Consider the following 7,559-nt stretch of genomic DNA (forward strand, 5'->3'; position numbering starts at 1 on the left):
GCGTTCAGCGCGGTCGCGCGTTCAGCGCGGTCGCGCGTTCAGCGCGGTCGCGCGTTCAGCGCGGTCGCGCGTTCAGCGCGGTCGCGCGTTCAGCGCGGTCGCGCGTTCAGCGCGGTCGCGCGTTCAGCGCGGTCGCGCGTTCAGCGCGGTCGCGCGTTCAGCGCGGTCGCGCGTTCAGCGGTCGTACGTTCAGCGCGAGGTCGTACCGTCCGGGGCGGGGCGCCCCTTCGGGCGGCGCAGTCCGGCTCCGGTCAGCCGGCGGACCAGTTCCTTGGAGCCGATCTCGCGCGCCCCGGCGCGCACCGCGTCCTGGTACCTCGCCTGCGGTACGTCGTAGTGGTCCCGCTCGAACGCGCGCGGCGGGCAGCCGATCGCCGCGGCGAAGGCGTGCAGTTCGTCGAAGGACTCGTCGCTGACCAGGTGCGACCAGAAACGGCCGTGGCCCGGCCAGGTCGGCGGGTCTATGTAGACGGTCACCGCCGCAGCACTCCGGCGAGCGCCCCGACCGGGGCCACCGACACGGTGGCGCGGGTGCAGACCCAGTGCGGGTCGGCGCCGAGTTCGGGTTCGACGTCGAGCGCGTGCGGGCCGCCGTCGTCGCAGACCGGGCAGAGCGGCCAGCGGCCGTACCGTTCGAGCAGGGCGTCCTGGACGTCCTGGGCGACCAGCCCGACGAGGAACTCCAAGCCGTCCGGCCACTGCTCCACCCACCACCGCCGCTGGGTCACCGCGTCCTCGACGAGGGACACGATGTCGGCGTCCGCGACGTCGCCCGCCGCCAGGTCGGCCACGACGAGGGCACGGGCGGTGTGCAGTGCCTGCTCCAGGGGGTTCAACTCCATGGCTCCATTGTCACCCCGCGCGGCCGGCCACTCCCCCGGCGCCCGCGCGTCCCGCCGCGACTCCGCGCGCGGGGCGGCGGGACCGCCCCGCCGGAGTGCGGACGATGTCCGGACCGCGTCCGGGAGCACGGGCCCGTCACTCGTACGTGTGTGGTGCGTGCCGCTCCGTTTCTCCTCCCGGCGACCGGGAGAGGATCGCCGCATCGTCGGCACGATCATGTGTACGGCGCCCACCGGAAAGGCATGGCATGGCTCAGGGCACTGTGAAGTGGTTCAACTCGGAGAAGGGGTTCGGGTTCATCGCGCCGGACGACGGCACTCCGGACGTCTTCGTGCACTTCTCCGCGATCGACTCCTCGGGATACCGGTCGCTGGAGGAGAACCAGCGGGTGGAATTCACCACCTCGCAGGGGCCCAAGGGCCCGCAGGCGGAGCAGGTACGCCCGCTCTGACCGCTCCGACCCCCGCGAGCCGTCCATGACGCGACCCGCACGCCCGCCCGGGTGTGCGGGTCGCTCCGTATGCCCCGTCTCCCCGCCTCCACACCGCCCGGGCCCCTTCCGCACGGTGATCGCGGAACATCCGAAGTCTCCCCGCCACCACCACGTTTGGACCGCGACAACCGGTAAAGACGAAGCCTTGACAACGACTTAGCACGACGAGGTAGGAGACGCATCATGGGCATCATCGCTTGGATTCTCATCGGGTTGCTCGCCGGCCTCATCGCCAAGGCGCTCATGCCGGGCAAGGACCCGGGCGGCATCATCATCACGATGCTCATCGGTATCGCGGGCGGTCTCCTCGGCGGTTGGCTCGGCAAGGTTCTGTTCGGCGTCGACTCGATCGACGGTTTCTTCGACGTCTCGACGTGGATAGCGGCGATCGCCGGTTCGGTGATCCTGCTGGCCATCTACCGCGTGTTCGCCGGCGGCCGTCACTCGCACCGTCACGCCTGATCCGGCGGACCCCCGGGTCCGCGGATCGCGCACGCACCGAACGGCTCCCCCTCCGCACGGAGGGGGAGCCGTTCTCGCGTTCCCGCCCTTCGCGGGCGGTGCGCGGGGCGCGCAAGCGGGACCAATGGGGGGTTGACGGGCGAGTGTGATGAAAATACCTTTCAGGAGTGACCAGTGAACTGAAGGAAAGTTTCAGCAGCGACTCGCCGCCGGCCCCGGCAGCCCTCGCCGCCAAGGTCCGTACGCTCGCCCCCTCCATGACGCGCTCCATGCAGCGCGTCGCCGAAGCGGTCGCCGGGGACCCCGCCGGGTGCGCCGCGCTCACCGTCACCGGTCTCGCCGAACGCACGGGTACGAGCGAGGCCACCGTGGTCCGCACCGCGCGGCTCCTCGGCTACCCGGGCTACCGCGACCTGCGCCTCGCCCTCGCCGGCCTCGCCGCCCACCAGCAGTCGGGGCGGGCTCCCGCGGTCACCGCCGACATAGCGGTGGACGACCCGATCGCCGACGTCGTCGCCAAGCTCGCCCAGGACGAGCAGCAGACCCTCGCGGACACCGCCGCCGGGCTCGACACCGGGCAGCTCTCCGCCGTCGTGACCGCCGCCGCCACCGCCCGCCGGATCGACATCTACGGCGCGGGCGCCTCCTCGCTCGTCGGCCAGGACCTGGCGCAGAAGCTGCTCCGGATCGGCCTCATCGCGCACGCCCACGCCGACCCGCACCTCGCGGTCACCAACGCGGTACAGCTGCGCCCCGGGGACCTCGCCATCGCGATCACCCACTCCGGTTCGACCAGCGACGTGATCGAGCCACTGCGGGCCGCCTTCGACCGGGGCGCCACCACCGTCGCCATCACCGGCCGCCCGGGCGGTGCCGTCACCCAGTACGCGGACCACGTGCTGACCACGTCCACCTCCCGCGAGAGCGAGCTGCGACCGGCCGCCATGTCCAGCCGGACCAGCCAACTACTCGTCGTCGACTGCCTGTTCATAGGCGTGGCGCAGCGCACCTACGAGACGGCGGCCCCCGCGCTCTCCGCCTCGTACGAAGCGCTCGCGCACCGCCACCCGCACCGCCGCCGCTGACCGGCGCACCCCCGGGGCCCGCCCCGCAGCAACCTCACCCGCACGAGAACCCGCACCCGCATCCCGCACTCCCAGCGGCCCCGCACCCCGCACCCCGTACGAGCACCACGAGAAAGCAGAGCCACGCCTCATGTCCTCCTCCGCGACCGGCCGCGACGGCGACCTCCTCGCCCAGCTCGCCACCCTCACCACCGAGCAGTTCCGCCCCGATCTGGCCGAAATCGACCGGCTGCCCACTTCGGAGATCGCGCGGATCATGAACGGCGAGGACCGGTCCGTGCCCGACGCCGTCGCCGCGCAGTTGCCGCAGATCTCCGCCGCGATCGACGCCGTGGCGGAGCGCATGGCGCGCGGCGGCCGGCTGATCTACCTGGGCGCGGGTACCGCCGGGCGCCTCGGGGTGCTGGACGCCAGCGAGTGCCCGCCGACCTTCAACACCTCTCCGTCCGAGGTCGTCGGGCTGATCGCGGGCGGCCCGTCCGCGATGGTGACGGCGGTGGAGGGCGCGGAGGACAGCCGGGAGCTGGCCGCCGCCGACCTGGACGGGCTGGGCCTCACCGCCGAGGACACCGTCGTCGGGATCTCCGCCTCCGGCCGCACCCCGTACGCGATCGGCGCCGTCGAGCACGCCCGCGCCCGGGGCGCGCTCACCGTGGGGCTCTCCTGCAACGCGGGCTCGGCGCTGGCCGCCGCCGCCGAACACGGCATCGAGGTCGTCACCGGCCCGGAGCTGCTGACCGGCTCGACCCGGCTGAAGGCGGGCACGGCGCAGAAGCTGGTACTCAACATGATCTCGACCATCACGATGATCCGGCTCGGCAAGACGTACGGGAATCTGATGGTCGACGTGCGGGCCTCCAACGAGAAGCTGCACGCCCGTTCGCGCCGGATCGTCGCCCTGGCGACCGGCGCCTCCGACCACGAGATCGAAGCCGCCCTCGCCGCCACCGAAGGTGAGGTGAAGCCGGCGATCCTCACCATCCTCGGCCGGGTGGACGGCCCCACCGCCACCGGCCTGCTCGCCGCCTCGGGCGGCCATCTGCGCGCCGCGCTCGGCCGTGTCTGACCGCTCGACGCGCAGGGGAGCGCTACCCCCCACACCCCCCACCCCCGCACAGCAAGGCACCACGCACCATGGCAACAGATGACAAGCACCGCGCCACCGCCGCCGCGATTCTTCCGCTCGTCGGTGGCGCCTCCAACGTCCGTACCGTCGCCCACTGCATGACTCGGCTCCGGCTGGGGCTGCTCGACCCGTCCCTGGTGGACGACGAGGCGCTGAAGGCGCTGCCCGCCGTGCTGGGCGTGGTCGAGGACGACACGTACCAGATCGTCCTCGGCCCGGGCACCGTCGCCCGGGTCACCCCGGAGTTCGAGGCGCTGGTGGAGACGTCCCGCGCCACGGCCCCGGCCACGGCCCCGACGTCCGCCGCCACGCCCGCCGCGCCACCGACGACCGCCGATGAACTCGCCTCACAGGGGGCGGAGTTGCGGGCCGCACGGAGGGCGAAGAACGCCACCCCGTTCAAGCTCTTCCTGCGAAAGATCGCGAACATCTTCGTCCCGCTGATCCCCGCCCTCATCGGCTGCGGCATCATCGCCGGGCTCAACGGCCTGCTGGTCAACCTGGGCTGGCTGCCCGGGGTGACGCCCGCGCTGGCTGCCGTCGCCTCCGGGTTCATGGCGCTGATCGCGGTGTTCGTCGGCTACAACACGGCGAAGGAGTTCGGCGGTACCCCGATCCTCGGCGGTGCGGTCGCCGCGATCATCGTGTTCCCCGGGGTCGCCAACGTCGAGGCGTTCGGGCAGAAGCTCTCGCCCGGCCAGGGTGGTGTGCTCGGCGCGCTGGGCGCCGCCGTGCTCGCGGTGTACGTGGAGAAGTGGTGCCGCCGCTGGGTGCCCGAGGCGCTGGACGTGCTGGTCACGCCGACGCTCACGGTGCTGGTCTCCGGGCTGGTCACGATCTTCGGCTTGATGTACGTGGCAGGCGAGGTCTCCTCCGCCATCGGCACGGCCGCCGACTGGCTGCTCTCGCACGGCGGCGCGGGCGCGGGGCTCCTGCTCGGCGGGTTCTTCCTGCCGCTGGTGATGCTCGGCCTGCACCAGGCGCTGATCCCGATCCACACCACCCTGATCGAGCAGCAGGGCTACACCGTGCTGCTGCCGATCCTCGCCATGGCGGGCGCCGGACAGGTCGGCGCGGCGATGGCCGTGTACGTGCGTCTCCCCCACAACGAGTCGATCCGCCGCACCATCCGGTCGGCCCTGCCCGCCGGGCTGCTGGGCGTCGGCGAACCGCTGATCTACGGCGTCTCGCTGCCGCTGGGCCGCCCGTTCGTCACGGCGTGCGTCGGCGGCGCGTTCGGCGGCGCCTTCGTCGGGCTCTTCAACCAGCTCGGCACCTCGGTCGGCTCGACCGCGATCGGCCCCTCCGGCTGGGCCCTCTTCCCGCTCCTGGACGGCAACCACGGCCTCGGCGGCACCATCGCGATCTACGCGGGCGGGCTGCTCGTCGGCTACGTCACCGGGTTCGCCGCCACGTACTGCTTCGGCTTCAGCAAGGAGCTGCTGGCCGAGTTCAACGTGTCCCAGGAGGCGGCGGGTGCCGGTACGACCACGGTGGTCGCCGGTTCGCCGGGCGCTCCGGAGGCCGCGGAACCGGGTCAGCGCCCCACGCCCGCGAAGGCCTGAGGGCCCACAGCCCCGGTACGCACCACGAGCCGCCCCTCTCCGCGAGGGGCGGCTCGTTCCGTGATGGACGAGCACGTGCGGGGCGCACGTGCGGGGTCACCCGATCGTGAAGTCGGCGGCCTCGGTCTCCAGCGTCGTGGTGCCGTCCGCAGCGGTGGCCAGCACGGCCGTGTGCCAGAGGCCGCGCGGGGCCTCGTCGGCGTCCTCAGGGGTGAGGGCGACCCGGTAGGTGCAGTGCGCGGTGTCCGCGCCGGACGGTTCGCAGACGGCCTTCTCGACCAAGGCCATGTCCTTCTCGGTCAGGTGCGTGTCGGAGAAGGACGAGTCCGCCGGCCAGGCCAGCACGTTCACGCGCTTCACGCCCCCGGCCGCCGTGACGTCCGTCGTGAAGGTCAACGAGCCGTCCCGGTCGCCGTCCGGGGCGACGTAGCGGGCGGTGCTGTGCGCGAGGGTGGGCTGCTGCGGCTCACCGGCGTACGCGAGGGCGAAAGCCCCGGCGCCCCCGAGGGCGACCACACCGGCGGCCACGGACAGGGCGATACGTCGGGACATGAGGGTTCTCCAGAATCGTCGTCTCGGGCAGGAACGGCGCGCTTGGCCGCGCCCCGTGGCACCGATACTCGTCGCGCCGGAACCGTCGGACATGAGTGCGGGGACTCATCCAGGAGTGGGTATCCACGCCCGCCCTCCTGCGGACTTCAGGACGCAGGTCCCCCGGCCGGGGACTCGGCCAGCCGGAGATCGACGAACGGGATCGTGTCCCCCGGCAGCAGATACGTCTCCACCTCCACGAACCCCCGGGCCCGCGCGAACTCCAGCCCCTCCGTGTTGCTCGCCAGCACCACGGTCTCGACGGCCTTCGCCCCCAACTCCCGCGCCAGCGCGAGCCCGTGTGCGTAAAGGGCCGTACCGAACCCCCGCTTCCGGCACTCCGGGAGGACGCGCGCGATCACCGTGGCCACCCCCTCGCCCACGGTCGGCGGGCGCACCGTGGAGCAGCCGGCCACCTCGCCCGCCGTCCGCGCGACGAACAGCCGGTTGCGGGTACGCCGTTCCCGTACCTCGTCGGCGGTGAGGGGCGCGGTCGGGACGATCAGGTTGTGGACGTTCCGCCACTCCTCGGCGAGGAAGTCGTCGGACACCGCGTGGAGGTGGAGTTCACTCATGGCGGCATGAGAACCGGGCGGGGGACGCGGCGTCAACGGAGTTGTCGGCCCCAGCCCCAAGGGGGTTCGCAGAGTGCGTGTGTGAAGCCCGGCTTCGCGGGCACGCGAACTGATGAGCGCATCCCGCCGACCGTACGCATCGCGGTACGCATCGCGGTACGCATCCGCTACGCCGCGTGCGAAGCGGCTCGTACCGTGGTTCGCACCGCGGTTCGCACAGCCGGGCGGGGAGCGCGACCGAAGGACCGCCGAGGAAGGAGCGACCCATGAGCACAGACCCGTGGGGTTACCACCCTGCCAGCGGCCACATCTCCGGAATCGACCTGACCGGATTCGCGGTCGAAGCCGTCGACGGGCACGTCGGCAAGGTCGACAGTCACTCCGACGAGGTGGGTTCGGCCCACCTCCTGGTCGACACCGGTGTGTGGATCTTCGGACGGGAGATCCTGTTGCCCGCAGGCACGGTCTCCCGGATCGACACGGAGGGACGTGAGGTCCACGTGGACCTCACGAAGGAACAGATCAAGGAAGCACCGGAGTTCGAGCGTCCGACGCACGCGGGCGACCCGGCCTACTACACGGACCTGGCCGCCCACTACGGCATGCACCGTCTGATCTGACGCCTCGCGTCTTCCGTCTCCCTCCGGCCCTACGCACCACGCGCGCAGCGGTTCGCGCCCCGGACGTTCACCTGACGTCCACGCGCCGAGCCACTCGCGCGGAACACCTGGAACACGGACACCCGGAACACAGCACCACGCACGTCGCACAGAGCGGGGCGGGCCCGAAGAGGGTTCGCCCCGCGACGTGTGCCCGGGG

10 protein-coding genes are annotated in these 7,559 nt (G+C 72.2%); 6 read left to right on the forward strand and 4 right to left on the reverse strand.

Going from position 1 to position 7,559, the window contains the following annotated elements:
- Nucleotides 1-189 precede the first annotated feature (189 nt).
- Together ACFWEP_RS28515 and ACFWEP_RS28520 are read right to left on the reverse strand one after the other, a co-directional pair.
- Nucleotides 190-477, reverse strand: a complete 288-nt coding sequence (locus tag ACFWEP_RS28515) for a DUF4031 domain-containing protein (protein ID WP_387374214.1) — start codon at nt 475-477, stop codon at nt 190-192.
- Complete coding sequence (locus ACFWEP_RS28520; RefSeq protein WP_266705814.1) at nt 474-842, reverse strand: hypothetical protein; 369 nt, start codon at nt 840-842, stop codon at nt 474-476. Before ACFWEP_RS28520 ends, ACFWEP_RS28515 begins: the two co-directional genes overlap by 4 nt.
- 248 nt (nt 843-1,090) lie before the next feature.
- On the opposite strand from ACFWEP_RS28520, the gene ACFWEP_RS28525 reads away from it, so the two are divergent.
- From ACFWEP_RS28525 to ACFWEP_RS28545, 5 genes are all read left to right on the forward strand, one after another.
- Complete coding sequence (locus ACFWEP_RS28525; RefSeq protein ID WP_387374217.1) at nt 1,091-1,294, forward strand: cold-shock protein; 204 nt, start codon at nt 1,091-1,093, stop codon at nt 1,292-1,294.
- A 225-nt stretch (nt 1,295-1,519) separates the two neighbouring features.
- Nucleotides 1,520-1,798, forward strand: coding sequence for a GlsB/YeaQ/YmgE family stress response membrane protein (locus tag ACFWEP_RS28530; protein ID WP_387374218.1), 279 nt, complete (start codon nt 1,520-1,522; stop codon nt 1,796-1,798).
- Between the two features lie 167 nt (nt 1,799-1,965).
- Nucleotides 1,966-2,883 (forward strand): MurR/RpiR family transcriptional regulator, encoded by a 918-nt coding sequence (locus ACFWEP_RS28535; protein WP_387374220.1) that lies wholly within the window; start codon nt 1,966-1,968, stop codon nt 2,881-2,883.
- Between the two features lie 130 nt (nt 2,884-3,013).
- On the forward strand, nt 3,014-3,949 hold the full coding sequence (murQ, locus tag ACFWEP_RS28540) for an N-acetylmuramic acid 6-phosphate etherase (protein ID WP_387374222.1): 936 nt from the start codon (nt 3,014-3,016) through the stop codon (nt 3,947-3,949).
- Between the two features lie 68 nt (nt 3,950-4,017).
- Entirely contained in the window at nt 4,018-5,574 is a 1,557-nt protein-coding gene (locus ACFWEP_RS28545; RefSeq protein ID WP_387374223.1) for a PTS transporter subunit EIIC, read from the forward strand.
- A gap of 96 nt (nt 5,575-5,670) precedes the next feature.
- Here ACFWEP_RS28545 and ACFWEP_RS28550 read toward each other — a convergent pair whose 3' ends face one another.
- Both ACFWEP_RS28550 and ACFWEP_RS28555 read right to left on the reverse strand, forming a co-directional pair.
- On the reverse strand, nt 5,671-6,126 hold the full coding sequence (locus tag ACFWEP_RS28550) for a DUF5707 domain-containing protein (protein ID WP_387374224.1): 456 nt from the start codon (nt 6,124-6,126) through the stop codon (nt 5,671-5,673).
- A 146-nt stretch (nt 6,127-6,272) separates the two neighbouring features.
- A complete protein-coding gene (locus tag ACFWEP_RS28555) occupies nt 6,273-6,740 on the reverse strand; it encodes a GNAT family N-acetyltransferase (RefSeq protein WP_387374225.1) in 468 nt (155 codons plus the stop codon).
- Between the two features lie 266 nt (nt 6,741-7,006).
- Here ACFWEP_RS28555 and ACFWEP_RS28560 point away from each other — a divergent pair, with 266 nt between their 5' ends.
- Nucleotides 7,007-7,360, forward strand: coding sequence for a PRC-barrel domain containing protein (locus ACFWEP_RS28560; protein WP_387374227.1), 354 nt, complete (start codon nt 7,007-7,009; stop codon nt 7,358-7,360).
- Nucleotides 7,361-7,559: the final 199 nt, after the last annotated feature.

The organism is Streptomyces sp. NPDC060198 (assembly GCF_042728415.1).
In the GTDB taxonomy this organism is placed as follows: Bacteria; Actinomycetota; Actinomycetes; order Streptomycetales; family Streptomycetaceae; genus Streptomyces.

Bases quoted from the DNA above. Each gene is read 5' to 3' on its own strand.
- ACFWEP_RS28520 (WP_266705814.1), bottom strand. From the start codon at position 842: ATGGAGTTGAACCCCCTGGAGCAGGCACTGCACACCGCCCGTGCCCTC.
- ACFWEP_RS28525 (WP_387374217.1), top strand. From the start codon at position 1,091: ATGGCTCAGGGCACTGTGAAGTGGTTCAACTCGGAGAAGGGGTTCGGG.
- ACFWEP_RS28530 (WP_387374218.1), top strand. From the start codon at position 1,520: ATGGGCATCATCGCTTGGATTCTCATCGGGTTGCTCGCCGGCCTCATC.
- murQ (WP_387374222.1), top strand. From the start codon at position 3,014: ATGTCCTCCTCCGCGACCGGCCGCGACGGCGACCTCCTCGCCCAGCTC.
- ACFWEP_RS28545 (WP_387374223.1), top strand. From the start codon at position 4,018: ATGGCAACAGATGACAAGCACCGCGCCACCGCCGCCGCGATTCTTCCG.
- ACFWEP_RS28550 (WP_387374224.1), bottom strand. From the start codon at position 6,126: ATGTCCCGACGTATCGCCCTGTCCGTGGCCGCCGGTGTGGTCGCCCTC.
- ACFWEP_RS28555 (WP_387374225.1), bottom strand. From the start codon at position 6,740: ATGAGTGAACTCCACCTCCACGCGGTGTCCGACGACTTCCTCGCCGAG.
- ACFWEP_RS28560 (WP_387374227.1), top strand. From the start codon at position 7,007: ATGAGCACAGACCCGTGGGGTTACCACCCTGCCAGCGGCCACATCTCC.